General features: G+C 35.3%; 25 protein-coding genes and 1 pseudogene. 17 read left to right on the top strand and 9 right to left on the bottom strand.

Going from position 1 to position 25567, the window contains the following annotated elements; genetic code table 11:
• The 9 genes from J3U19_RS07215 to J3U19_RS07180 all read left to right on the top strand — a co-directional run.
• Nucleotides 1–596, top strand: a 596-nt coding sequence (locus J3U19_RS07215) for a DUF2345 domain-containing protein (protein WP_267345875.1), incomplete at its 5' end; no start/stop codon positions are given.
• 6 nt (nucleotides 597–602) lie between these two features.
• Nucleotides 603–1112, top strand: a complete 510-nt coding sequence (locus J3U19_RS07210; RefSeq protein WP_267341169.1) for a DUF4123 domain-containing protein — start codon at nucleotides 603–605, stop codon at nucleotides 1110–1112.
• The gene (locus J3U19_RS07205; RefSeq protein ID WP_267341168.1) at nucleotides 1109–1450 is read left to right on the top strand and encodes a hypothetical protein; all 342 of its coding nucleotides are present in this window, start codon (nucleotides 1109–1111) and stop codon (nucleotides 1448–1450) included. Before J3U19_RS07210 ends, J3U19_RS07205 begins: the two co-directional genes overlap by 4 nt.
• A gap of 9 nt (nucleotides 1451–1459) precedes the next feature.
• Entirely contained in the window at nucleotides 1460–2293 is an 834-nt protein-coding gene (locus J3U19_RS07200) for a Tox-REase-5 domain-containing protein (RefSeq protein WP_267341167.1), read from the top strand.
• 9 nt (nucleotides 2294–2302) lie between these two features.
• Entirely contained in the window at nucleotides 2303–3022 is a 720-nt protein-coding gene (locus J3U19_RS07195) for an Imm52 family immunity protein (protein WP_267341165.1), read from the top strand.
• 153 nt (nucleotides 3023–3175) lie between these two features.
• Nucleotides 3176–3895, top strand: coding sequence for an Imm52 family immunity protein (locus tag J3U19_RS07190; RefSeq protein WP_267341164.1), 720 nt, complete (start codon nucleotides 3176–3178; stop codon nucleotides 3893–3895).
• Nucleotides 3896–4048: 153 nt separating this feature from the next.
• Entirely contained in the window at nucleotides 4049–4768 is a 720-nt protein-coding gene (locus tag J3U19_RS07185) for an Imm52 family immunity protein (protein ID WP_267345874.1), read from the top strand.
• 82 nt (nucleotides 4769–4850) lie between these two features.
• Nucleotides 4851–5117, top strand: coding sequence for a Tox-REase-5 domain-containing protein (locus J3U19_RS11560; protein ID WP_416380594.1), 267 nt, complete (start codon nucleotides 4851–4853; stop codon nucleotides 5115–5117).
• A complete protein-coding gene (locus J3U19_RS07180) occupies nucleotides 5105–5848 on the top strand; it encodes an Imm52 family immunity protein (RefSeq protein ID WP_267345873.1) in 744 nt (247 codons plus the stop codon). The genes J3U19_RS11560 and J3U19_RS07180 overlap by 13 nt, the downstream gene beginning before the upstream one ends.
• A gap of 89 nt (nucleotides 5849–5937) precedes the next feature.
• On the opposite strand, the gene J3U19_RS07175 is transcribed toward J3U19_RS07180, so the two are convergent.
• Nucleotides 5938–6633 carry a hypothetical protein gene (locus J3U19_RS07175; protein WP_267345872.1) on the bottom strand — a complete coding sequence of 232 codons (696 nt, stop codon included), beginning with the start codon at nucleotides 6631–6633 and terminating at the stop codon, nucleotides 5938–5940.
• A 152-nt stretch (nucleotides 6634–6785) separates the two neighbouring features.
• Here J3U19_RS07175 and J3U19_RS07170 point away from each other — a divergent pair, with 152 nt between their 5' ends.
• From J3U19_RS07170 to J3U19_RS07160, 3 genes are all read left to right on the top strand, one after another.
• On the top strand, nucleotides 6786–7217 hold the full coding sequence (locus J3U19_RS07170; protein WP_267345871.1) for a JAB domain-containing protein: 432 nt from the start codon (nucleotides 6786–6788) through the stop codon (nucleotides 7215–7217).
• Between the two features lie 57 nt (nucleotides 7218–7274).
• Nucleotides 7275–7472, top strand: coding sequence for a hypothetical protein (locus tag J3U19_RS07165; protein ID WP_267345869.1), 198 nt, complete (start codon nucleotides 7275–7277; stop codon nucleotides 7470–7472).
• Between the two features lie 164 nt (nucleotides 7473–7636).
• Nucleotides 7637–9265 (top strand): TIGR04141 family sporadically distributed protein, encoded by a 1629-nt coding sequence (locus tag J3U19_RS07160; protein WP_267345867.1) that lies wholly within the window; start codon nucleotides 7637–7639, stop codon nucleotides 9263–9265.
• A gap of 213 nt (nucleotides 9266–9478) precedes the next feature.
• Here J3U19_RS07160 and J3U19_RS07155 read toward each other — a convergent pair whose 3' ends face one another.
• The 5 genes and pseudogenes from J3U19_RS07155 to J3U19_RS11555 form a co-directional block, all read right to left on the bottom strand.
• Nucleotides 9479–11788 (bottom strand): helicase-related protein, encoded by a 2310-nt coding sequence (locus J3U19_RS07155; protein ID WP_267341156.1) that lies wholly within the window; start codon nucleotides 11786–11788, stop codon nucleotides 9479–9481.
• Nucleotides 11758–12654: a DUF1837 domain-containing protein gene (locus J3U19_RS07150; protein ID WP_267341155.1), complete on the bottom strand. Its 897-nt coding sequence runs from the start codon at nucleotides 12652–12654 to the stop codon at nucleotides 11758–11760. The genes J3U19_RS07155 and J3U19_RS07150 overlap by 31 nt, the downstream gene beginning before the upstream one ends.
• Nucleotides 12655–13104: 450 nt before the next feature.
• Nucleotides 13105–13287, bottom strand: a pseudogene (locus J3U19_RS07145) (RtcB family protein); the annotation flags it as partial.
• Between the two features lie 197 nt (nucleotides 13288–13484).
• Nucleotides 13485–14306: a hypothetical protein gene (locus J3U19_RS07140; RefSeq protein WP_267345866.1), complete on the bottom strand. Its 822-nt coding sequence runs from the start codon at nucleotides 14304–14306 to the stop codon at nucleotides 13485–13487.
• Nucleotides 14307–14465: 159 nt separating this feature from the next.
• Complete coding sequence (locus tag J3U19_RS11555) at nucleotides 14466–14621, bottom strand: DUF6882 domain-containing protein (RefSeq protein ID WP_416380267.1); 156 nt, start codon at nucleotides 14619–14621, stop codon at nucleotides 14466–14468.
• A gap of 278 nt (nucleotides 14622–14899) precedes the next feature.
• On the opposite strand from J3U19_RS11555, the gene J3U19_RS07135 reads away from it, so the two are divergent.
• Nucleotides 14900–15163 carry a TM2 domain-containing protein gene (locus tag J3U19_RS07135; protein WP_267341151.1) on the top strand — a complete coding sequence of 88 codons (264 nt, stop codon included), beginning with the start codon at nucleotides 14900–14902 and terminating at the stop codon, nucleotides 15161–15163.
• Between the two features lie 373 nt (nucleotides 15164–15536).
• On the opposite strand, the gene ggt is transcribed toward J3U19_RS07135, so the two are convergent.
• The 3 genes from ggt to J3U19_RS07120 form a co-directional block, all read right to left on the bottom strand.
• Nucleotides 15537–17276 carry a gamma-glutamyltransferase gene (gene ggt, locus J3U19_RS07130; protein WP_267345865.1) on the bottom strand — a complete coding sequence of 580 codons (1740 nt, stop codon included), beginning with the start codon at nucleotides 17274–17276 and terminating at the stop codon, nucleotides 15537–15539.
• Between the two features lie 127 nt (nucleotides 17277–17403).
• Nucleotides 17404–18270 carry a pyridoxal kinase PdxY gene (pdxY, locus tag J3U19_RS07125; protein WP_267345863.1) on the bottom strand — a complete coding sequence of 289 codons (867 nt, stop codon included), beginning with the start codon at nucleotides 18268–18270 and terminating at the stop codon, nucleotides 17404–17406.
• A 12-nt stretch (nucleotides 18271–18282) separates the two neighbouring features.
• Complete coding sequence (locus J3U19_RS07120) at nucleotides 18283–19560, bottom strand: MFS transporter (protein ID WP_267345861.1); 1278 nt, start codon at nucleotides 19558–19560, stop codon at nucleotides 18283–18285.
• Between the two features lie 360 nt (nucleotides 19561–19920).
• Here J3U19_RS07120 and sat point away from each other — a divergent pair, with 360 nt between their 5' ends.
• The 4 genes from sat (at nucleotide 19921) to cysI (ending at nucleotide 25509) form a co-directional block, all read left to right on the top strand.
• Nucleotides 19921–21081, top strand: coding sequence for a sulfate adenylyltransferase (sat, locus tag J3U19_RS07115; protein WP_267345859.1), 1161 nt, complete (start codon nucleotides 19921–19923; stop codon nucleotides 21079–21081).
• A 45-nt stretch (nucleotides 21082–21126) separates the two neighbouring features.
• A complete protein-coding gene (locus tag J3U19_RS07110; RefSeq protein ID WP_267345858.1) occupies nucleotides 21127–21762 on the top strand; it encodes a phosphoadenosine phosphosulfate reductase family protein in 636 nt (211 codons plus the stop codon).
• A 139-nt stretch (nucleotides 21763–21901) separates the two neighbouring features.
• On the top strand, nucleotides 21902–23695 hold the full coding sequence (locus tag J3U19_RS07105) for an assimilatory sulfite reductase (NADPH) flavoprotein subunit (protein ID WP_267345856.1): 1794 nt from the start codon (nucleotides 21902–21904) through the stop codon (nucleotides 23693–23695).
• Nucleotides 23696–23742: 47 nt separating this feature from the next.
• Complete coding sequence (gene cysI / locus J3U19_RS07100) at nucleotides 23743–25509, top strand: assimilatory sulfite reductase (NADPH) hemoprotein subunit (RefSeq protein ID WP_267345854.1); 1767 nt, start codon at nucleotides 23743–23745, stop codon at nucleotides 25507–25509.
• Nucleotides 25510–25567 lie beyond the last annotated feature (58 nt).

Genomic DNA, 25567 nt, shown 5'->3' with positions numbered 1-25567 from the left:
CTGACACCGCCAGTCAGGACCAGCTTAAAGCAGCGTTAACGACGCTCACTGAAAGTGGCATCTTAGCTTATGCACAGGCAGGCATAGCGTTAACCAGTCCGGAAAATATCCAACTGTCCTCGAGTAACAGTATTTCCTTAACCAGTGAACACCAAACCGACATCCATGCCCTGAAAAACATCACAGTCACATCCGATGAAGCCATAGGCTTATTTGCCCATAAATCGGGCATGAAACTGTTGGCCAACCAGGGGGAAATCAACCTGCAAGCCCAAAATGCCAACCTCAATATGGCGGCTCAACAAGATATCCACATCGACAGTGTGGACGGTGAACTCACCCTCACAGCAAGCGAAGAGCTGACGTTAATGTGTGGTGGCTCTTTTATCAAAATCAGCCGTGAGGGCATTGAGCTGGGCACAGCGGATAATGTGTATATAAAAAGCAATGCTCTGCAAAAAATGGGACCGGCGACCATCAATGTATCGCCCTCTTCTCTGCCTAGCCCATTATCTGCCACGACAAACCGTATTTGTTTACGCTGTTTAATTCAAGCTGCTGAGAATGGTGAAATGTTTGTAGTTAGTGGGAGTTAATTCGTCATGTTAAACACCCATATTGTCAATCAAATAAAATTAGAACGCCAAAAACAGTCACGATATAAATTACACCTTTATGCTTTAATCGATGGCCTTGGATATGAGCGTTTATTTCGAGATGAAATCGTTGAAAGTGAAGGAGTGGCTCCGTTATTCATTCAACCTAATAATCAAGATGTTGCTTTTGCAGGGCCTTGGATTTTCAATGTTTCGCAATTGAGTGATGATTTAAAAAGCCAAGTCATTAAACTTGAACAAACGTATCCCTCGGTGTCATGGATAATCTCATCGTTATCTTTTAACCATTTATTGAATCATTTAGAAAGAAGATTGCATTTAACCTTGGAAGAGAATCGTTATGCGTTACTTCGTTATTACGATCCACGAGTATTAAATAGACTCCCTAGCGTATTCACACCGGAACAATTTAAACTCTTTACGTTACAAATTAATGAGTGGATCTTTTACCTTAACAATCATTATTATTCATTGATGACAGGACGATTATCATGAAATTTAGTACAGAACAAATTAACAAAATTTTAGAGCAAGAAAAAGATGAATATCTTTGGGATCTGATACATAAATTTAAAAATGATAAACGTTTGAAATTACCTGATGAACAAATTGACGATCTGTTTAAACGATTAAAAGAAACATATAACTATCTTATGGAGTTGGGGTTTGATAAAAAGGTGCTCATAGAAACATTTTTATGTGCCGAAACAACAACGCCTGGTTTTAGAGATAATCCAAAATTCAAAGCTTGGATAGAAAAGCCTAACGGAATTCCTGAAAATCAATTTGAAGATTTATTAAGAATAGCCAGTAAAATTCAATCATGGCAATAAGGAGAAAATATGGTAGTACCTATTGTGATTGGTATTGCGTTAGAAGAGTTGGCTTTATATATTATAGCTACTGGTGCAGCGATTATTTATGCAGATCAAACAATGAATAAAGAATCCGGTACTAGGACTGATTCAAAGCCAACTTGGCCTAATAGTTCTGAAACGGATTCTTCAAAAAGCGGTGAAACTACACAAAGCGATTTATTTAACTACAGTGCTGACGCTTCAATAGACGAAATTATTGAACGAGAGCTGCATTCGCAATCAATTGGCCTTGAACAAGAGTACAGTCGAATTAGCTATGATGAAAAAGCACGGCTACGAGCAGAAACCTTAGCACTTATAACGACATTAGTAACCTCGCAAAATTGTGATTGCCCACCCGATACCTATAAGCGGGTTAAGTTAAAACCAATACGTCGAGGTATGAGCTTACTGTCACTCGATTATCAATCAGCGATTTGTGATGTTGAGTGGTACATTGAGGAAGGTAATAAAAAATCAAATTTAATTCCTGAGTGGGTCTATTTTCAGGGACCGGGTGATCCGCCAGTGGATTTTGATGGATGGCTTCCGCGGTTTTGTCTATTTTTAGAGGTTAAAGCGCGTTATGATTTTTTATTTCAAAAAGGGTTAGGAGACCCTGAGTTAAATAATTGGGCTCTAGGTTATTACGAAAGATTAATAGATCAAGCAGCACGGCAAAATAGGGTTTGCGATTTTAATCCTCCTGCAAAATGTTGTTGGGTGTGGATGACACCAAAAGCGTATCTTCACTTTGAAATGGTAAAGCGTGATTTTCCACATTTGTTGTCTATTTTTGTTCCATTATCTTTTTATTAGGAAACCATTATGAAAAAACAATTAACTGTTGAGATGTATCTTAAACCTGAAGCCTATTTACCACTCTCTGTGTGTATTGCGCAAATTGAACAGATATTAAAAATCCAGCATAACTATCTTCATAAAAGTGAAAATTGGTACTTATGTGGTGCCTCTAAGAAAAAGTCATCCATTTATCAGCTATTTAATAAAAATGGCGTAACTAAAGTTGGATTGGAAAAATTAACTCAAAAATATAAGAAAAATAAGAATTCTTTTAGTGAAGCGATTTGGGATAAAGATACTGAAGAGGCAGCTCTAAGTTATTTTTTATATGAGAAAACTTTTGAGAAAAGATTTTTCCTTAAAATTTATTTAAGTTTTACAATAGATATAACGATTACTAAATCTCAAACAGTCACTGCATTTATTTTAGCCTTAGTTCAGAAATTTAATAGTGCCTATATTATGGTTAATGGAAATTATTTACCCCAAAAAGCTGTTTTTCCCGACAGACTATCTGCAGGCTGGATGATATACCTACCCAAGGCTCAATTAACGCACGAAATGGTGCCCGAGTCGTCGGATGTGGTAAGTGTCAAAAATGAGGATGGATTGGTAACCGGAACGCTGGTGGTAACGATGCCTCATTTTTTTGATAAAGAAAATGCAGATGATATTAAAGCGGTAAATCGAGTTGATATTCGGCTACGTGAGTTAGATCTATTGCCATTGTATACAGACATGTAAACTATTTATTCTGAATTAGAGGGAAGAAAAATCAAATTTAATTCCTGAGTGGGTCTATTTTCAGGGACCGGGTGATCCGCCAGTGGATTTTGATGGATGGCTTCCGCGGTTTTGTCTATTTTTGTTCCATTATCTTTCTATTAGGAAGCCATTATGAAAAAAGAATTAGCTGTTGAGATGTATTTTAAACCTGAAGCCTATTTACCACTCTCTGTGTGTATTGCGCAAATTGAACAGATATTAAAAATCCAGCATAACTATCTTCATAAAAGTGAAAATTGGTACTTATGTGGCGCCTCTAAGAAAAAATCATCCATTTATCAGATATTTGATGAAAATGGTATAACCGAAGTTGGTTTGAAAAAGCTGACTCTTGGGTATAAAAAAGAACATAATAGTTTTGATTTGGCTGTTTGGGATAAAGATACTGAAGAGGCAGCTCTAAGTTATTTTTTATATGAGAAAACTTTTGAGAAAAGATTTTTCCTTAAAATTTATTTAAGTTTTACAATAGATATAACGATTACTAAATCTCAAACAGTCACTGCGTTTATTTTAGCCTTAGTTCAGAAATTTAATAGTGCCTATATTATGGTTAATGGAAATTATTTACCCCAAAAAGCTGTTTTTCCCGACAGACTATCTGCAGGCTGGATGATATACCTACCCAAGACTCAATTAACGCACGAAATGGTGCCCGAGTCGTCGGATGTGGTAAGTGTCAAAAATGAGGATGGACTGGTAACCGGAACGCTGGTGGTAACGATGCCTCATTTTTTTGATGAAGAAAATGCAGATGATATTAAAGCGGTAAATCGAGTTGATATTCGGCTACGTGAGTTAGATCTATTGCCACTGTATACAGACATGTAAACTATTTATTCTGAGTTAGAGGGAAGAAAAATCAAATTTAATTCCTGAGTGGGTCTATTTTCAGGGACCGGGTGATCCGCCAGTGGATTTTGATGGATGGCTTCCGCGGTTTTGTCTATTTTTGTTCCATTATCTTTTTATTAGGAAACCATTATGAAAAAACAATTAACTGTTGAGATGTATTTTAAACCTAAAGCCTATTTACCACTCTCTGTGTGTATTGCGCAAATTGAACAGATATTAAAAATCCAGCATAACTATCTTCATAAAAGTGAAAATTGGTACTTATGTGGTACCTCTAAGAAAAAGTCATCCATTTATCAGCTATTTAATAAAAATGGCGTAACTAAAGTTGGATTGGAAAAATTAACTGAAGAATATAGGAAAAATAAGAATTCTTTTAGTGAAGCGATTTGGGATAAAGATACTGAAGAGGCAGCTCTAAATTATTTTTTATATGAGAAAACTTTTGAGAAAAGATTTTTCCATAAAATTGAATTAAATTTTACAATTGATATAACGATTACTAAATCTCAAACAGTCACTGCGTTTATTTTAGCCTTAGTTCAGAAATTTAATAGTGCCTATATTATGGTTAATGGAAATTATTTACCCCAAAAAGCTGTTTTTCCCGATAGAGTTTCTGCAGGCTGGATGATATACCTACCCAAGACTCAATTAACGCACGAAATGGTGCCGGAGTCGTCGGATGTGGTAAGTGTCAAAAACGAGGATGGACTGGTAACCGGAACGCTAGTGGTAACGATGCCTCATTTTTTTGATAAAGAAAATGCAGATGATATTAAAGTGGTAAATCGAGTTGATATTCGGCTACGTGAGTTAGATCTATTGCCATTGTATACAGACATGTAAACTATTTATTCTGAATTAGAGGGAAGAAAAATCAAATTTAATTCCTGAGTGGGTCTATTTTCAGGGACCGGGTGATCCGCCAGTGGATTTTGATGGATGGCTTCCGCGGTTTTGTCTATTTTTAGAGGTTAAAGCGCGTTATGATTTTTTATTTCAAAAAGGGTTAAGAAAGCCGGTGTTAAATAATTGGGCTCGAGGTTATTACAATTCTTTAGTTAGTCAAGCTAAAAGACAAAATAAGGTATGCGATTTTAATCCTCCTGCAAAATGTTGTTGGATTTTTATGACACCATGGGCGTACTTGGGTTCCCTTACCTTAGTTATAGAGGATATTTTATGCGAGAAATAATAGATGTTCAGTTTGATATAATCATTTATTTACCGAAAGTCACCTTCATTACCTACGCTGATTTTTGTCACCGTTTGGAAAAGGCCTTAAAGGTTTATCAACACTGTTTTGACCCCAAAATGACTTGGTATTTGCTCAAAAATACGGTGAAAGTAAAACCCGAGGCGCTAGTCCATAGTCCCGATGGTTTTACTGAGTTTGGTTTAAAAAAACTCTCTTTCGCTCACAAAAAAATCGATAAAGAGGGTGATACGCTCATTTCATTTATTGATGGTGAACACAATACCTTCGGAAAAGTTATTACTTATGATGCATCTAAATCCTTAGATAACTCGTTTGTTCAATCTAATATTGACTTTTTTTTCACTGAACCCAACGAGCCTCAAATTTTAAAACAAATCACGTTTTTTGTTACCGAGCTGGCAAAAGTCTTTACCGATAGCTATATTGAAATCGATTTGATGCAGACCTTTTCGAAAGTGAATGCACTATTTGTAAAACGGATTGGTGTCTCGTTAATTGCTTATATTCCAAGTCCCTTAAAAGCTAGCGACTATCCTGAAGCCCATCAAGTGATCCCGATTGATAAAGACGATAAACAGGTGGGAACTGTGATTGTATCGCTTGATCATTTACCAAGTATTGAAAACACCGAAGATGTGAAAACAATCAATCGGATTGATTTAAGATTGCGCGATGCTGATTTATTACCAATAAGAAGTGATTTATAAGGGATATTATGTGACAAGCTACTCTGTTCAATGTGATTATTAACTTAACTAAAAAAGCGTTCATTACCTTTGTCGATAGACATGAGCGATCACACAAAATTGTGATTGCCCACCCGATAACGTTGGCGTCGCTTTACTCGGCAATAATTCGCCAATATGGAAAACCCTTGCTTTTCCATTATCCACAGAAAACAGGACTGCCATTTAGCAGCGGTATTGGGGCTAATCCCTAATTGTTGATTGGCGGTTTTAAGGGTTTCACCTTGTAGCAATAAGTCAACAAAAGGCAACCACAGTTCGCAATGAGATAAATGATTTAATTGATATTTTTTGAGCGGATTAAACGTACGTCGACAGCTTCGGCAACGAAAATTAAGGCGGTGACCAATACGAACCGTCAGAGGTGATTGGCAATAATCGCAAGGCATGACGGATGTACTGAGCAAATCTTTAAGCCATGATTTAAATGCTTGCGCTTGCTGACTGACCTGGTTAGGGGTGGTTTGCTCAAGGTCTAATACCGCTTGATAAAGGTCAGGCTCATGCTGCTCCAGCAATTGCCGTATAACATTATCCCGTCTACGAGCTGCTCGTGGTGATAGGTTGAACCGGACTGCAATAAAACTGTGGGGCTGAGCCGTTAAGGTGTACGGAGCAATATCAATCAGCAATGATGTCGGTTTAAGGCGCTGGTATAAAGGATTTGCTGCAACGAAATTGGGCAACTGTTGCAAAAATCGCTCAGCAGCAGGCTGTTGCTTACTCGGTAAAATTGCATGATACATTATTACGCTCCTTATAACGGTATAGACTCCTCAATAATTTTCACAAACACTATAACCTAAAAAGTAAACAGTTGGAATTGTTTAATTAACGACTGCCCAGCCTAAACAGAATATGCTATATTATTTTTTAACTGATTTTACAAGGTGATACGATGGATATTAAACTGACTAAGCATGACAAACGCTATATTGAAGGCACAGACGATGTCTACAGCATTATGCAACGTGTGTTATTGCGTGATAACCAAATCGACCAAGAAAAAGAACATCTTTGGATGATTGGGATGAATCAAGCTGGTTATATTCTGTACATCGAACTGATTGCGCTTGGCAGTTATAAATCGGTCGACGTTGAACCGATGAATGTATTTCGTGTTGCGGTAATGAAAAACGCCTCACGCGTGATATTAGTTCACAACCATCCGTCAGGATCGCTGACGCCGTCGGATGCCGATAAAGATATCACCGATCGCCTCATTCAAGTTGGCCGTATTTTAAATATCGACCTAATCGACCACCTAATCATCACCCCAAAAACCTATATTAGCTTCCGCAGTACTAAACTTATGGACGAATTAGAATAAAGCCTAAAATACGTCCCAACTTATCAAGTGGTTGAACGCATCCGCAAGGAAGAAAAGTTGATAGCTAAAGAGAAGTTGGCGGTTGCTAACAGCAAAGCGAAGATAGCAAAATTGGGAGAGAAAAAAGAAAGAGAACAAAAAGAACGATTGGTTCAAGCTTTAGTCCAAAAAGAAGTATCGGTTGAACAAATTGCGATCATCATGAAAATTGGTGTAAAAGAGGTTCAAAAGATTTTGAAAAAGAAAAATAGTTAAAATTAAAGAATAATTAGATTTATAAAATGTGAAGTAACTCGCATTTTTTATGTTTTTAATTTAAGTTTTGCGATCTAACTAGCCTAAAATCAAAAAGAATTATAAATAAAAACAGATAATCAGAACAGATATAAATATCGACACAAAAAGGAAGTAGAATTGTCATGAATAATGCCTCTAAAATAAATAAGCCATATCTATGTCTTAATGCTATGCTAGTAGAAAAAAAATACAATACATTAGATTTCAGTAATTTTCTTAAAACAGAAATCAAAATAAATAGCTATGATTTAGATGATAAATATAAATTAGATGGTAAGTTTTACGTCAAAATCTCAACCGACAAGAAACCAGAATGGCATAAATTTACAGAAAATATTACAGGAAAATCGCTAGATGAATTAATGAACAGATCTAGCTCGGCAGTTTTATTTATAAAAAACCAAGATGTCATTATTGCTTTTACATTCGGATATGGACGTTTTTTAATTGATACAAAATATTTTGTACAAGATTTTGGTATCAAAACTGCTTTAAACACACTTAAACATGATAGTTTACGAAGTATTGATTTACATACATTAGATGACCAATCTATCCAAAAGAGATCTCAAGCATCAAGAAATTCTGGTGTTACCGCATTCGGTATAGATATATCAAAAGATGTTTTACGTGCAGTTACAGGCACTGCTAAAAAAGGTATTAATTTTAAAAATATATCAGGAGGAGATGCCGTTTATTCTTTTAGTGTCGAGATAAACATAGAAGAAATTCCCAATTTAGTTACAAAATTATTTACACATTATAATAATGACTCATATAAAGTTGAGTTTTCGTGGGTTGACAATATAAGAAAAATAAAAGAAAAAACACGTGTAGACGCCCTCGATAACAAATTACTAGAAAATATACAACAAAAATCTACGGAGATTATGATTACAATTCCTGAGATAATTCAATGGGATTCTGTATATGGGTTTAGCTTTACCAGATCAAAACACATAATTAAACCCACAATTGAAACAAAAGAATATCTTGATAATATTGATCCATCAGCGGTTAATATAAAATCAATTAAACGAGATCGGCTTCATGTTTTTGATATAAATGAAAATGAAACAGAATATCCAATTTATAATTGTATTTATTTTGAACATAAAAAAGGAAGTAAGACTTTTATTCTTTTTTCTGGACAATGGTATGAAATTGATAATAATTTTATAAAAAGAATTAATAGTGTATTGAATCAAATCGATATATCAGAACTTCAATTTCCTACTGTGTACGACTGGTCAAATGGTAATAAACCAAAACTTGAGGCAGAACAAGAATACAATAAAAGAACCGCCAAAGAACTTGATTGTTATTTATTAGATAAAAGATTAATAAAAAGTAATAGAACTACAACTCCAATTGAAGTGTGTGATTTATTGACTAAAGATAAGAAGTTTATCCATGTAAAACATCGAAAAGGTGGTTCAGCAGGATTAAGCCATTTATTTTCCCAAGCTAAAGTCTCATCAGAGGTCTTATTAGGGTATAAAGAATTTAGAAAAGCTGTTTCTAAAGAATTAAAAATTTCTTTTCCAAAATTAAACGAAATTATTCCCATTAACCAATTCAAAAGTGATGGTGTTGAAGTCATACTTTTAATTTTAGGAGAGAATTCTTCAACATTAAAAAATAATTTACCATTTTTTAGCAAAGTAAATTTGGCAGATACATATCAGAATTTAACTCAAAAAGGATTTAAAGTTACTATTGCAGGTGCAGAAAAAGAACAGAAAATATAAATTATTATATATAAGTTTAATATTTATTCTATAAGCTATATATTATATTAGCGATCTAGAGAAAATAAAGCTGTTGATACGATTGTTTATAAAAATTAAATAGATAATCAATTGAGAAATACAATATTTGTATGAGATAAAATCAGTATTTTTTCATTATAAATTGTATCAACGACATAGTAATATACCAATTTCCTGACCATATTAAAAATATTAATCTAATATTTTTGATATTTGTTCAAACTTTTCTTTCTCAAATTCATCAAAATTATTTCTAATATTCTTATTTTCTTCCTTTTCATAATATTCAATGATTTTTTGTGGTGCACCGTAATCACTTGCTAATCTGCCTTTTTCGGTAAGTGCATTATATTCAAGTTTAATTAAAAGTTTATCAATACCATGTTCTTCATCTATATTTGTGTTGTTTAAAGTTGTTTGATGATATTTATACATGATATTAAACACTCCTAAATATTTAACTAACTGATATTTAAATTGGTTAAAGATTACATCAGCCGTTATTCTAATAGCTTCATCAATCTGCTTGCTCCTCTTCTCTAACTGATATTTTACACATCCTAAAAAACCATTATTAATGTAGGCAGATAACATATACGTAATAATAGGGTAAGTACCAGACTCTATTTTAGTTTCTGTTTCTACAATACGTTTCAGTTGAGGGTTAGTTATAATAGGTTTTATTATATATAAAATAGTTTTTAATCCATCATAATGGATATTTAATTTTGGAGAATTAATATATTGAATTAGTAGCTTTATATTTTTCGTTTCTAAAGTATTTAATTTTTTAATTCGTTTATAAATATATAATTTATCTTGATAAGACATAGCCTTGAACATCGATATAATTTCATTTGGAATATTTTCATTTTTTAATTCTGCTAAAATTTTTAATTTACGCATTTTCTCATGCAAATTTAAAAATTTATTATCAGTTATAAATAAATCTATATCATCTTTTCTAGCTTCTTCATCATAGTTTTTGTACTTTATAACATCTCCCTTACTTTTTAGAATATCCTCAAATTCTGGTGATAAAATTAATACTCTACCACTATAGTGATGTAAAAACCGTCCAGCTCTACCAACGATATTTTTTGCATCAAATGATTTTAATGTTTTTTTTCCTTTATAGGCACTTAAAACAACAAGATTTTTTGCAGAAGTATTAACCCCTTCAGTAATTGTTGTCGTTGATATCAATACATTCAATGAGCCTTCATTAAAAAGATCAACAATTTCTTTTTGGATATATTTAGGAATATGGCCATGATGAATACCTATTTTATTTTTTAACGCTTTAATTAATATCCAAGTATTATTTTCTTTATCTCTTAAATTATAATTTTTTTCTAAATGTAAAATAAATCTTTGTAACCTCTTTGATTTGTGATTATTTTTTTGAAAAGATGATAATTTCAAAAGGTTATTGATTGTTTTTTCTGCTTTTGCGGGACCACTGGTATATAAAAGAGCATTTTCTTGAATATATAAAATAGAAGCTATAATAGAGCATACTTTTTCATTACTTTTATCCGTACTTTTTATGGTTATTTCTAATTCTTCAGCAATTTTATTTAACCCATTTGTCAATGAAATTATTTTCTTTGAGACTATTTCATATTTATTAAAATCAATTACTTTAAACCTATTCTCTTTTAAAAAAATATTAAACGATTGATTAATATTGTTATTTTTCTCTTCTGGAAATTCAATATAGGGACCAACTAATAAAATATCACTCGTTTTAGGCAAAATTTCATGTAAAGCAATACGATAAGCTATATCTCTTTCGTTTTCTTTATTCTCTGAATCAATCAAATATTCATTATCGATTTTATATATTTCATCAATAAAAACAAAATCTAATGAAAAATTTCTATGTTTATCAATAAAAGATAAATATCGTTCGGGTGTATAGATAAATAGGTTTTGATCACCTAACATAGGGACATCGCTAAGAGTATGAATAGAAAAGTTACTAAAATAATTATACTGAGAATCTGAAATCAATTTTTCATAATTTTCAGACAAAAGCGCTATTGTTGGAAATATTAGTGCAACATTTTTATATTTAAGTTTACGTATTATTTCATATACTAAAAAAGTTTTTCCAAAAGATGTAGTTGCAGATAGAAAATAACGGTTTGTTTTATCTGTTAAAAATTGATTTAATATTTCTTGCTGATATTTATGTACTTTAATATTTTCATCAATATATAATGACGATTCATACAATAGAGAGGATAGTGTATTAAGGCTTATATCTGATAATTTATTATCATGATTAAATTTTTCTAACAAATCATAATAATGTGGTATACCAGCAGCATTGGATATATATTTCAGAAATTCTAAATCAGATGATGACAGTTGTTCATCTTTAATATAATCAAAGTAATTACACACTTCTGTAATAAAATCGTATGCTTTTAACTTTTTAGCCCTATAGCCATTAAGACTTTTTATTAAATTAGCGGTTTTCTCGATTCGATACATTCAATCACCTTTTGTTTAATCTGCTTTATTTGATCTAAAGGCATTAATATAAAAAATAATTTATAATCAATCGATAATGAAAATTTTTTATCCTTAGAATTTTTATTAATACAATCAATTGCTTTAATGATTTTTTGTTCAAAATTAGATTTTTTATCTGAATAAATTAATAAGATAGGATAAACAAGCGTCATATTGTATTTCTTTATTTCATCAATAATTTTAATAGAAGGATTATCTCGCCAGCTATTAAGAATAGCTTCAATTTTAGAACCTTTTATACTAAACTTTTCACTATAATCATCAAATTCTAAAACATTTGTTGATAAATAATCATCTGAAAGAGCTTTATTTAATCCCTTTAAGGCGCTTTTCACGCATGAAGCTAGTGATTCTCTAAATTTAACTTCTCCAAACCATAAATAAATATTATCCTTATGTTCGGCTAAATGATAGGAGTCATAACCTGACGTTTCCGCTTTTGCAAGAGGACTATAAAAATAACCTCTTGATATAATAGGCTTTGCTTGGAAAAAATAATATAAAACTGAGTACAGCAAAACTTCACCATAAAAACCATACCTTATCTTTGTATCTAGATCCTGATCTGGTGAATACTTAATTTTTTTCTGTATAGCCTTATCTAAAAGATTTTCATATGAATACTTATTAATTTCGAATTGATTAAATGAATAATCAATAATCGAATTATAAATGAGATCTATTAGTTTTTCATTTGAATGGCAGATAAAAACATGATCATTATGATTACTAATATTTGGTTGATCTAAACCAAGACTCTCATTTGGCAATTGATATTTTTTTGATAATGTTTCCTTAATTAATTCTTGTAGTTGCGTTCTCAAAACAATCCTTATTTAAGATATAAAACCATATATAAGAAGAATAATATCAGTTTTTTTTGTATTTGTTTGTCAGATTTTTAGAACTCAATAAAATATTTGTGATATTAATCACAATTTTATTTAGTAAAATCTATGATCCAACTCGCAAAAAATAACAAGCCCATTAACATATAAGCCAACTAATTCCCCCAAATCTATCAAATATTCGCCCTTACGCCCCACGCATAGTGGAATAGGAAGCCGGAGGGTTTCGTTGGAAACCTTCGTTCGCCTGAACACCTGAACTTCAATATTGCACGGCTGCTTTCAAGGTGAAATCAATTGCACTAACCTAAAGGGAAATCTACAAATATCTTATCGAAGAAAATTATGGTAATTAGTAAGTTTGGCAATTTAAAGTTGATAGTAGTAAAGATTAAATAAAAATCGAGGATTGCTACTCGATAATTTTTACCCCTTCACACACACCACTTGCCTTAATTGATGCACTATCTCAACCAATTCATTTTGCGCTGTCATCACTGCATCAATATCTTTGTATGCCATTGGGATTTCATCAATCACATTAGCATCTTTTCGACATTCGACATGTGCCGTTGCTTTGATTTGATCTTTAATGGTAAATCTGTTTCTCGTCGCTGCTGGGCTTATCACTCACTACACAATGTGAAAAAACCATCTCATTTGGTAAATTATTGTTAAATATATCTTTTTGTTGTTTCAAGAACCAAAAAACAGAAGAATAATGATGCCGACAGGCTGAAAAAATATTTGGTGGGCTGAGTTGGGATGAGATTCAACAGCCCCTAGAGCAAATTAGAGATTATGCATTAAAGACCAAATAATTGCTTTACCATTTGTTGATTGTATTTATCCTGACCACGCCAATAAGTGGCATATACCCAATCGTGTTTTCCCCTTGTTGGGCGTTCATAAGAAGCGGGTTGTAAAATCCCCACACAAGCCAAAATCTCAATAACGGTGTTACGTTCATCCTGATTGGATTTAAAGTTAGGTACATCCGTCAGTTTATCACTCAGTGAACCCGGATAATCATCTTGCTGACAAGATGCAATAATGGCTAATATCCCTTTTAAAATAGCTATATCATCTTTGGTCGGTTCAGAGATTGCCTGTTTAGTGAATTGCATGAGATCAAAGTAGGTATAAAGTAAATCACCATGACGCACTCCTCCCCACTTTATTCGTTCAAAGTTTAAGATATTTAAATCTGCTTCGACGTAGTTTTCATTACCTATCATGCCATATTTGAGATCACGGCAGACCTGACACGTATAGGATGAATGACTCATTTGACCATCTTGATAAGATTGACCAGACACGACTGGCGTATATTGATGCGCTGTCATTAATTTGGCGATAAAGTATGACGCAATACCTGAGCGCCAATCAAGTCGCCGCGTTGATAAGCTGCTCAAAAATGCTTTGGCAACGTGTTCAAGTGTGATTGTGGCGACGATGTTTATGATTTTATTGACACAATCATCGTGTGATATGGTAATGGGATCAAACATTAATCCTTTTTCTTTCGCATACGCGAAGTCGTTCGGTTCTGTTTTTATCTCCTTTCTGTCTTTCCAGCCATTTTTCCAATAGGTTTGAAACAGAATCTTTTTTGCTTTTTTGTCCATTTAATCACCGTATTTGTCTATTTTACTTTGAATTAGCACGAGTGAGCGCCCTAGCCATTGAATTTAACTTATTGCGATAAATGATCAGATTCAGCAGTGATGTGATGTTTTTTTACTGCAATTAGCTTCGAACCGTCATTCAAAGTCACGTGCTAATCTTTAGCAAGCAAATAGTGTGTTAACACTTGCCCAAGCCCAAAACAAAGTTTCGGAAGCATAGGAAAACCTTCCCAATATTTGGATTGAAAAATACAAATCATCACCAAATATAATCTGCTGTTTTTGCATATCAATCTGCCAAGGTTGACCATCAATAACACCTTTTAAGATTTAAATAAACTTCATCAATTTATCCTTTACAAATAAATAATCAGCGTATAGAATTCATCCACTTTCCTGTATAATACTACTACAGGAAAATAATGAAGTAGAGTTTAAAATTACAATAAAATCGAATATTTTTTCATAGTATTAACTGTTTACAGCATTAAAAATAAAATTGTTGCGTAGTTATTTTTTGCGCTACACAATCAATAAATTTTTATTCTTTTATTTGTATTTTTTTAATCATCTAATTAAAAAAAGGAATTTTCATGGAAACTAAATCTGAGTTTGTAGGGAGTAACCGTTCTGTCGTTGTAACTCTTTTATTGTGGTTTTTCTTCGGTACATTTGGTGTTTATAGGATGTATTTAGGTAAAGTCGGAACAGGTATTTTAATGCTTGTATTAACAATAATTGGCTTTATTACTATCCCTATAATAATCGGTATTCTTATATTAATTGGACTTTTTATTTGGTGGATAATTGATTTAGTTAGCATACTAAAATCACCAAAAATAAATAAAATGCCTTAAATTTAAAATTTTTAACAAAACTATAATTACTAAAGATAAAACTAGAAGTTTGTTTTATTAACTCTAGTTTTATCTTTAGTAGTAATTTACAACGATTATAGAAAGGAAAGTTCCTCTTAATAAAGTCAGATCCAACTGAGGAATAACTTCCTTCTTAACAGATTGAAATTTTATTTAAATTAATCGTTCAACTTTAAATGATAGTAATGTAGCTCTTTATTATTCAATAACACAAAAACCCTATTTCATTAATCAATTTGCTGTGTTAAATCATATAGCCATTGTTTTTATCATCACATCTTAAGTACAACCTTGTTTGTGGTATTCGGCAGTCCTATTATATTATAAAGATAAACTCACTCGCCAAATAGTATCAATACCCAGCCGCTAAACCATCCCCTCTCGGGTCGGTTGCGCCCATTAGTCGATGATGATTGGTATCGATAAGAATGGCACCGGCATGACCCATGGTATCGGTGTAATCATCAACAATTTGCACATCATGCCCACGTAATTTGAGGGAATGAATTACATCGTTAGGTATGCGCCCTTCCACTTTAAGATTATTGGAAGATACACCCCATGTGCGGCCATGTAACCATCTTGGTGCATTAATGGCATCTTGTGGTGTCATGCCAAAATCAACAATTCGTGTCACAATTGCCGCTTGCGTTTGTGGTTGTCCTTCTCCGCCCATGGTGCCATAAATCAGATAAGGTTTATTATCTTTTAAAAGCATGGCTGGATTTAACGTATGAAAGGTGCGTTTATTTGGCTCTAAACGATTAATATGGTTAGGATCTAAGGAGAAAAAACTACCACGATTTTGCAATAAAATTCCTGTATCTTTAGCAACAATGCCAGAACCAAAATCATGATAAATACTTTGAATAATAGATACCGCATTTCCTTCTGCATCAACAACACCAAACCAAACGGTATCGCCTTTAGGATCTAATGGCTTTATTTCTACACGAGCCTTTTGCATATCAATCTGTTTTGCTTGTTGCTGACCATGTTGGGTAGATAATAAGAGATCAAGCGGAATCTGATTAAAATCGGGATCAGTAAGGTATTTATCTCGATCAGCAAATGCTTGTTTTGTTGCTTCAATTATTAAATGGTAATAATCTGCACTGCCTTCCCCCAAAGATTTTATATCAAAATTATTGAGTATATTTAAAATCTCTAACGATGCCATACCTTGTGTATTGGGTGGTAGATTATAGGCAGTATATTGTCGATAATTAACATGGATCGGGGCTACCCATGTAGCACGATTCTTAGCAAAATCATCTAAAGTCAATACACCACCATGGCTTTGCAGATCGTTGACAATATTTTTAGCAATATCACCCTGATAAAATTCCTTAGCTCCTTCATTTGCTATGGTTTTTAATGTGTTAGCTAAATCGGGTTGTTTAAGGATTTCGCCAATTTGGTAAGCTTGCCCATCGTCTTTTAAGAATACTTTTTTAAACTCCGAAAAACGCTGTAACTCCCGAAACTCTTTGTCTTTTGGATCAATATTGATTGTTGTCCAATAATTTAAGCTAGGTGAAACCGAAAATCCATGTTCGGCATAATCAATTGCTGATGCAAATAACGTGTGCCACGGTAGTGCATTTTTCATATTTTTAGATGCATACTGGTACGCCTCATCCCAACCGGAAACCACCCCTGGAACGGTATTGGCTGCCCGATAGCCTCGCGACGGAATTTTATGGAAACCTTGATTTTTATAATAGTCTATCGTGGCCAAACTACCAGAACGACCGCTGGCATTTAGCCCTTTTAGTTCTTTGGTTTTAGCATTGTAAATTAACCAAAAGTTATCGCCACCTATGGTATTCATTTGAGGATAAACTACAGCAAGCGTTGAGGCTACGGCAATCGCTGCATCAACCGCATTGCCTCCTTTGTGTAATACATCAATTCCAGCTTGAGTCGCTAAATAATTGGGGGACGTTACCATAACATTGGTCGTTATCGGGTTAAGACAACGGGAAGGGGTATCACAGTACTTTCCTGTCTCTGATAGTGGTATATCAGCAGCACCAGATAAAGGATTAATAAGCAATAAACTTAATAATATTGGGTGTCTTTTCCACATTTTAGTCGTTCCTCAATTGTTAACAGTAACATTTTGAGGAATGCATTTTCTGTGCCAAGAATAAACTAATTAAATTTTGCAGCTAAAATGATTATGACCAATGACAATAATACCGATTTGAATTGCCTTATAATGCTAACGGTGTTCCGCGATACTGCAAATCCGGCTGTTTAATCCACTGCTGGGCATCAATAATCGCCAGCTCTCGGGCATTTTGTTGTTTGGTGATGTCGAGAACGTGATTGGCGGCATTGGCGGCGAGTTCAAAGGCGGTTAATTGGGATTGTCCATTGACTAAATGGGCAGTAAACAGACTACAAATTAAATCGCCCACGCCTAATGGACGGTGGGGAAAATCATATAATGGTCGAGTCAGATGATAGCTTTGTGATGGTGTGGCTAAAATCATTTCAAATAATTCAGTCGTTTTACCGGCATGTAGCAGATTTTTAACCAATATGGCTTGAATCGGCTTATTTTGCAGTGTTTTTATCGCGTTAAGCACATCGTTAAAGGTTTTGATTTCCAGATTCGATAATATCTGTAATTCTAATAAATTAGGTGTAATAAAGTCAGCGTATTTGATTGCTTGCTTAGTGAAGAAATCAATAATATTTTGTGGCAGAGAACTGCCTTTATTGATGTCGCCCCCCATAACCGGATCGCAAACATAAATCGCATTAGGATTATAAAATTTAATCTTTTTTACGGCTTCAAGGATTTCTTCACCTTGTTCGGCAAGTCCAATATAGCCCGAAATAATGGCGTCAATGGATGACAATACGCCAATTTTTTCTAAACTATTGACGATTCGAGTGATTTGCTGAGCGCCCAGCACAATGCCGTCATAATGTGGATAAACCGTATTACTCGATAACTGAACGGTGTGAATTGGCATCACTTCGACACCTTGCAATTGCATCGCTAGCGTCGCCACTTTATTACCGGCATAACCATAAACAACATTGGACTGAATTGATAAAACGGTTTTCATATATTGACCTTATTATTCATCATAATAACGATATTTGCTTAACAAGTAGATGCAGATAATGGATATCAGTGCTAAACCGCAATAAAACAAGGCTAATGGTAACCAAAAACTTTTGAAGGTATAAATAACATAACCCCCTATCATCGGAATTAAGCTACCAAAAATAGCCGCACATCCTTGATAACTCATTGATAACCCGGTATAGCGCATTCTGGCAGGGAAAATACGACTTAAATACCCAGCTATCACACCATAAAAACCGCTGTAACAAATCACATTTAACGAAATACCAACAATAAAACTGGTTTTTGTGCCTGAATTTATAATCGGGAATAACAAGAATACCGATGCCATTGCCAATATTGCTGTACAAATCAAAAAGCGAGTTGCCGAGAATTTTTCTGACCAATAAGAGATAAACGGTTGAGCAACAAAATGGACAATAGCAATCCAAAACAGTGCATCAACTATCACTGATTTTTCGACACCAAGTACCAAAGTAGTATAACCAATCATTAAGGTATTGGAAAAGATACCGCTAAATGACAGCACATTAGCACCAATCGCTAATATTAATAATGGCAATGCTTTTTTAAATACTTCAATAATCGGTGCTGACTCTTGCTTTAAGTCTGCCTGTTTTTTAGATGCTTCAACAAAAACCGGGGATTCGGTTAACGTCACTCTAGCAATAATGCCAATAATTAACAAAATCGCACTGGCTAAAAAAGGAATACGCCAATAACCACTATCAATCAGTTCATTAACAGGTAAACGAATAATATAAGAAAAAACCAGTAATGCTAAAATATTGCCTGCTGGGCTTCCCCACTGAGCAAAGGATGAAAAGAAGTTTTTCAACCCTTTCGGCGCATGTTCATTCGTCATCAACACGGCACCACCCCACTCACCACCAACGGCAACACCTTGTAAAATTCGCAATGCAACCAATAAAATTGGCGATATCACTCCAGCTTGTTGGTAAGAGGGCAATAACCCGACACAGGTTGTGGCTACGCCCATTAACACTAACGTAATAATTAACGACTTTTTGCGCCCTAAGCGATCACCAATATGCCCAAATAACATCGCACCGAAAGGACGGGATAAAAAACCTACTGCAAAGGTAGCAAATGCCCCTAAAATTTGTACAAACTCGTTATCAGAAGGAAAAAATAGCTGACCAAAAATCAATACCGATGCTAACGCATAGATATAAAAATCATACCATTCAATAGTAGTACCAATAAAAGCAGCAAACGCCACTTTTTTTGCAGATGAATTTGACATAAGTAAACCTTGGATTGAGCAATAACGATGGCATAGCCAGTAATGAATAATGAAACTAGCACAAAACTCTCAACATCACAATTTGTTATCGGAAAAGAGAATAAAAAATATATATTGAAATTTAACAATACTTTTATTTTGTTGAGTACAGTCAACTTGATGCAGACAAATTGATTATAACACTTTAGCTTTGGGCTCCCGATAACTTTCATCTTATTGTAGTGATAGCATCTTCAATCAACGTTAACCAATGAATATGCACAAATCGCATAATGGTATATAAAATTGATATTTCCTTATTTGTCGATAATCGCTTTTAATTAGACATAATAAAAATAACGAGATAGGTAAGGAATCATTATGGGATTGATCGCGCCTCATGCTAGTGACAGTTTACAACCTTTACAGGTTAATGACGATGAACGGCTAGCCCTGCAACAATATGCAAAAAATTTACCAGCCATCACCTTATCCAGTCGTGAAACAGGGGATTTAGTGATGTTAGGCGTCGGGGGTTTTACACCTCTGTATGGCTTTATGCGAGAAGAGGACTGGCGTAGCGTGTGCGATAATATGCATTTAGCGAACGGGGTTTTTTGGCCAATTCCCATAACCGTATCGGTGACCGATGCTCAAGCTGATACCCTAAAATTAGGTGATGAAATCGCTTTAAAAACACCAGATGGGCAGATAATCGGTATTTTGAATGTGGATAGTATTTATCGTCCAGATAAACAATATGAAGCTAATCAGGTGTTTACAACGACAGATCCAAGTCATCCTGGTGTTGCAATGCTGATGGCTCAACCACCGGTTAATTTAGGTGGTAAAGTCCGGGTTCTGCACGATAATGGCTTTAAAGCACAGTTTGGTCAATATGCTTTAACGCCACAACAGACACGGGAACGCTTTAATCAATTAGGTTGGAAAAAAATAGCGGCCTTTCAAACTCGTAATCCAATGCATCGTTCACACGAATATTTAGTTAAAACCGTGTTAGAACTTTTTGATGGTGTGCTTATCCATTCATTATTTGGTAACTTAAAACCCGGCGATGTACCGACCAACATTCGTCTTAAAGCAATTAATAGTTTAATTCACAATTACTTTGTGCCAGATTCCGTTATTCATTCCGGTTACCCTTTAGATATGCGCTATGCTGGGCCGAAAGAGGCGTTACTGCATGCCCTTTTTAGACAAAATTATGGTTGTAGTCATCTTATCGTTGGCCGCGATCATGCTGGGGTTGGGGATTTTTACTCACCGTTTGCTGCACAAGAGATCTTTAGCCATTTGCAGGACAACGATTTACTCATTAAGCCAATTAAGATTGACTGGACATTTTATTGCCACAAATGTGACGGTATGGCATCAACGAAAACTTGTCCACACGGTAGTGCTGATCGCGTTCTTATTTCAGGCACAGAGGTCAGACGACGTTTACAAGCCAAAGAGCCGATACCAGAAACATTTAGTCGGCCAGAAGTCGTTGCTGAGTTATATCAATGGGTAAATCAGTAATCTGTTAAATAGTTAATCATTCATAAATCAATAAAGGGAAAAGCCATGCTAGATTTAACTAAAGTTAACCAAAAATTGCAAAATCAGTCACCGTTAACCATTATTGAATGGGCACTGAAAAAACAACAAGATATTCCCGTTAAAAGTATTATCAGTACCCATTTTGGCCCTTATGAGGCCGTACTTTTGCACCTTGTTACCCAAATCGATCCGAATATTAAGGTTGTTTGGGTCGATAACGGCTATGCCACCAATGCAACTTATCGCGTAGCCAATGAAATTACTAAACAACTTAATCTTAATCTGCATATTTTTGTCCCACAAAGGACGACCGCTTATTTAAATGTGCGATATGGTGGGCTACCTGAACTTGATACGCCGGAACACACCGAGTTTACACAAATTGTTAAAATTGAACCGTTTAACCGTGCTTTGTCCACACTCAAACCCACATTGTGGTTTACTGCACTACGCCGTGAACAATCTGCGCTAAGGCAAGAACTCAATATTGTAACAAAAGCAGGGGACAATTTATTTAAGATCGCCCCACTACTCGATTGGACAAGTCAAGATATGCAGAATTATATCCAAAAGCTTAATTTGCCTAACGAAATGGACTACGTCGATCCAACCAAAGGACCACAAGGTAGAGAGTGCGGTTTACATAAAATAACTTTTTGATTTTTAGGATCGATCCACATTGGACTTTACCAACAGAAGATGAGTAAAACAATATTGGTTAGATTTACCCTAACTCGTTAAGGTTGCGAGCCAATAGCAATTTAACGATAGCCTAAACGCTATCAGATAAGGTCATCGTATGAGTACACAACATTTTCCTTTTAATTGTGATGAGTTAAAAAAAATTATTGAAAATTGCAACGATAAGCAGCTAGCTTGGTTATCGGGTTATTTATGGGGAGTGGCAGAAAAAAGTTCCATCGAACAAGCTTTACCGAGTACCACCCTCCCCTCCAATATGACACAAGCGGAGCAACCGAAAAAAGTCACAATCCTATCGGCATCACAAACCGGTAATGCCCGCCGAGTCGCTAACGAGTTAAGTCAGGATATTGAACGTTTGGGTATTGTGGTGACTCATCTGCCGGCAGGAGAATATAAAGCTAAAAAACTCAGTCAGGAAGAGATTTTAATATTGGTGACCTCAACCCAAGGTGAGGGCGAGCCACCGGAAGAAGCGTTGTCACTCTATAAATATCTGTTTGCCGCTAAAGCGCCTAAATTAACTCATTTACAGTTTGCGGTTTTTGGCTTAGGCGACGCTTCTTATCCAAAATTTTGTCAAGCCGCTAAAGACTTTGATCAACGATTTGCTGAATTAGATGCTCAGCGCCTGCTAGTACGTGTAGATGCTGATACAGATTTTCAAACCGTAAGTACCTCTTGGCGACAGGCAGTGATTGATAAACTTAGTCAATTACAACCATCAAACACACAATCGCCAACAGAAAATTCAACCAGTATAGCCGTTAACAGTAGCCTTTATCACCGCGATAATCCATTTATTGCCGCCGTTAACGTTAATCAAAAAATCACCTCATGTGATTCAGATCGCGATATTCGTCATATTGAGCTTGACCTGTCCGATTCGGATCTTCATTATCAACCTGGTGATGCGGTAGGTGTTTGGTATCAAAATAGTAATGAACTTGTGGAGGAGATACTAAGTATCACCCAGCTTGCAGGTGAAACGCCAGTTGAACATCATGGACAACAGATCGCTTTAAAAACGGTTCTGACTGAATATGTTGAATTGACTCAAAATACGCCGATCATTATTGAAAAATACGCTCAAGCCGTTCAACACCCCGAACTTCTTACCTTAATGGGGGATCGAGAAGCCTTATTGGAAATGAGTCAAACATTACCACTGGTTGATATGCTTAACCGCTATCGTGGCAAGATAGCGGCACAGACCTTTGTTGAATTGCTTCGACCTCTTACTCCGCGTTTCTATTCCATTGCTTCTGCGCAAGATGAAGTTGGCTCAGAAGTTCATCTTACCGTGAATGTAGTGCGTTATCAGGTCGACGATAAGATCCGTATGGGCGGCGCATCTGGATTCTTAGCAAATCAAATTGCTGATCAAGATCAAGTCAAAATTTTTATTGAGCATAATGATAATTTCCGATTACCTGATGATACTCATGCACCAATCATTATGATTGCTGCCGGTACAGGCATTGCCCCGTTTCGGGCGTTCTTACAACAGCGTGCGAGTCAAGGTGCTACCGGTAAGAATTGGTTATTCTTTGGTAATCCACATTTTATATCCGATTTTCTCTATCAAGTGGAATGGCAGAGCTATGTTAAAGAAGGTCTGTTAACTCACATCGATCTTGCTTGGTCACGAGATCAAGCCGAGAAAATCTATGTACAAGATAAATTAATGGCTCAAGCCAGTAATATTTGGCAATGGCTACAAGAAGGTGCCTTTATCTATGTTTGTGGGGATGCTAAACGTATGGCAAAAGCGGTTGATTTAGCGCTTCAACAAATTTTAATGACTCAAGCACAATATCGTCAAGAACAAGCTATCAGTTATTTGGATGAATTAAGAAGTCAAAAACGCTATCAACGAGATGTTTACTAATGATAAACAGATACCACAACTAATTTTAATTTATCGAGTGATGTAATATGAGCAACAATAAATCTAAAACCGTTACCCTGACTCAAACCGTCAATTTAACACCGCCACAAAATGATGTCTCTGATCTGCCTTTATCGGATTCTGAACGATTTAAGCGAGAAAGTAATTATTTGCGAGGCACTATCGTTGATGATCTTAATAACGGTTTAACGGGTGGCTTTAACAGCGATAATTCTCAGCTAATTCGCTTACATGGCATGTATCAGCAAGATGATCGCGATATTCGTAAAGAACGCACAGAACAAAAACTCGAGCCACTGATCTCCATGATGTTACGTTGCCGCCTGCCCGGTGGTATCATCACCCCGAAACAGTGGCTGACTATCGATAAATTTGCTACTGAAGCAACAAAATATGGCAGTATTCGACTCACGACTCGACAAACTTTCCAATTTCACGGACTGTTTAAACGCAGCCTTAAATCTGCTCATCAGCTGTTGCATAAGATAGGACTGGATTCGATCGCCACGGCCGGTGATGTGAATCGTAACGTTTTATGTACTTCAAATCCTGTGGAATCAAAAGTTCATCAACAAGCTTATCATTGGGCAAGTAAAATCTCAGAACATCTTTTACCGAAAACCCGTGCTTACGTTGAAATATGGCTGGATGGTGAAAAGCTTTCTACCCCCGATAGTGAGCCAATTTTAAGTTCGACTTATTTACCGCGTAAATTTAAAACTGCCGTTGTCATCCCCCCGATTAATGATGTGGATGTTCATGCTAATGATCTTAGCTTTGTGGCGATCGCAGAAAAAGGCGAACTGATCGGCTTTAATGTATTAGTTGGTGGTGGTTTGGCAATGACGCATGGTGATAAAACAACTTACCCACGCAAAGCCGACGATTTTGGTTTTATTCCTGTCGAAAAAGTACTGACGTTTGCTGAGGCCGTTGTGACCACCCAACGTGACTGGGGCAACCGCCATAATCGCAAAAATGCCAAAACCAAATATACGCTTGAACGCGTTGGCGTGGAAAACTTCAAAAAAGAGGTCGAACTACGTGCCGGCAGTCAATTTCTAAGTAGTAAACCTTATAAATTCAGTCAACGTGGTGATCAATTTGGTTGGTATAAAGGTATTGATGATAACTGGCATTTAACGTTATTTATTGAAAATGGTCGGTTACTTGATTATCCCAATAAACCATTAAAAACCGGCGTTGCAGAAATTGCCAAAATTCATCAAGGTGATCTGCGTATAACCGCCAATCAAAACTTAATTATTGCTAACGTGCCAGCAGAACAAAAAGCAGCCATTGAACAGATTGCTCGACAATATGGACTGCTTGACGATACGGTCACATTACAGCGTAAAAATTCCATGGCCTGTGTGTCTTACCCAACTTGCCCACTTGCTATGGCTGAAGCCGAGCGGTTTTTACCGACATTTATAACTAAAATAGAACAGATGTTAACTCAACATCACTTATCCGATGATTATATTATTTTGCGTGTAACCGGTTGCCCTAACGGTTGCGCCAGAGCCATGTTGGCGGAAGTGGGCATGGTGGGTAAAGCACCGGGGCGCTACAATTTATATCTCGGCGGTAATCGAGAAGGCACACGAATTCCGCGGTTATACAAAGAAAACGTGAATGTAGAAGAGATTTTATTAGCACTCGAACCACTTATTGCCGCATGGTCCATTCATCGTAATAAAGAAGAAGGATTTGGTGATTTTGTTATTCGTCATGAGATTGTGAAACCGGTACTCAATTCAGCAATTGATTTTTATCAGGAGGCGAATTGAAGCGAATGTAAAAGTTATTAGCAGGTAATCTTAAACTGGGATTATTGACTAGTAAGTA

This window comes from Gilliamella sp. B2828 (assembly GCF_026537125.1).
GTDB lineage: Bacteria > Pseudomonadota > Gammaproteobacteria > Enterobacterales > Orbaceae > Gilliamella.
The sequence above is the reverse complement of the archived record's forward strand: the minus strand, read 5'-3'. Positions and strand labels throughout refer to the sequence as shown.

Coding starts and splice junctions, on each gene's coding strand:
- sat (WP_267345859.1), top strand. CDS start 19,921: ATGGGATTGATCGCGCCTCATGCTAGTGACAGTTTACAACCTTTACAG.
- J3U19_RS07160 (WP_267345867.1), top strand. CDS start 7,637: ATGAATAATGCCTCTAAAATAAATAAGCCATATCTATGTCTTAATGCT.
- J3U19_RS07175 (WP_267345872.1), bottom strand. CDS start 6,633: ATGTATCATGCAATTTTACCGAGTAAGCAACAGCCTGCTGCTGAGCGA.
- J3U19_RS07135 (WP_267341151.1), top strand. CDS start 14,900: ATGGAAACTAAATCTGAGTTTGTAGGGAGTAACCGTTCTGTCGTTGTA.
- J3U19_RS07205 (WP_267341168.1), top strand. CDS start 1,109: ATGAAATTTAGTACAGAACAAATTAACAAAATTTTAGAGCAAGAAAAA.
- J3U19_RS07140 (WP_267345866.1), bottom strand. CDS start 14,306: ATGGACAAAAAAGCAAAAAAGATTCTGTTTCAAACCTATTGGAAAAAT.
- pdxY (WP_267345863.1), bottom strand. CDS start 18,270: ATGAAAACCGTTTTATCAATTCAGTCCAATGTTGTTTATGGTTATGCC.
- J3U19_RS07200 (WP_267341167.1), top strand. CDS start 1,460: ATGGTAGTACCTATTGTGATTGGTATTGCGTTAGAAGAGTTGGCTTTA.
- J3U19_RS07180 (WP_267345873.1), top strand. CDS start 5,105: ATGCGAGAAATAATAGATGTTCAGTTTGATATAATCATTTATTTACCG.
- ggt (WP_267345865.1), bottom strand. CDS start 17,276: ATGTGGAAAAGACACCCAATATTATTAAGTTTATTGCTTATTAATCCT.
- J3U19_RS07105 (WP_267345856.1), top strand. CDS start 21,902: ATGAGTACACAACATTTTCCTTTTAATTGTGATGAGTTAAAAAAAATT.
- J3U19_RS07155 (WP_267341156.1), bottom strand. CDS start 11,788: ATGTATCGAATCGAGAAAACCGCTAATTTAATAAAAAGTCTTAATGGC.
- J3U19_RS07120 (WP_267345861.1), bottom strand. CDS start 19,560: ATGTCAAATTCATCTGCAAAAAAAGTGGCGTTTGCTGCTTTTATTGGT.
- J3U19_RS07170 (WP_267345871.1), top strand. CDS start 6,786: ATGGATATTAAACTGACTAAGCATGACAAACGCTATATTGAAGGCACA.
- J3U19_RS07185 (WP_267345874.1), top strand. CDS start 4,049: ATGAAAAAACAATTAACTGTTGAGATGTATTTTAAACCTAAAGCCTAT.
- J3U19_RS07210 (WP_267341169.1), top strand. CDS start 603: ATGTTAAACACCCATATTGTCAATCAAATAAAATTAGAACGCCAAAAA.
- J3U19_RS07195 (WP_267341165.1), top strand. CDS start 2,303: ATGAAAAAACAATTAACTGTTGAGATGTATCTTAAACCTGAAGCCTAT.
- cysI (WP_267345854.1), top strand. CDS start 23,743: ATGAGCAACAATAAATCTAAAACCGTTACCCTGACTCAAACCGTCAAT.
- J3U19_RS07110 (WP_267345858.1), top strand. CDS start 21,127: ATGCTAGATTTAACTAAAGTTAACCAAAAATTGCAAAATCAGTCACCG.
- J3U19_RS07190 (WP_267341164.1), top strand. CDS start 3,176: ATGAAAAAAGAATTAGCTGTTGAGATGTATTTTAAACCTGAAGCCTAT.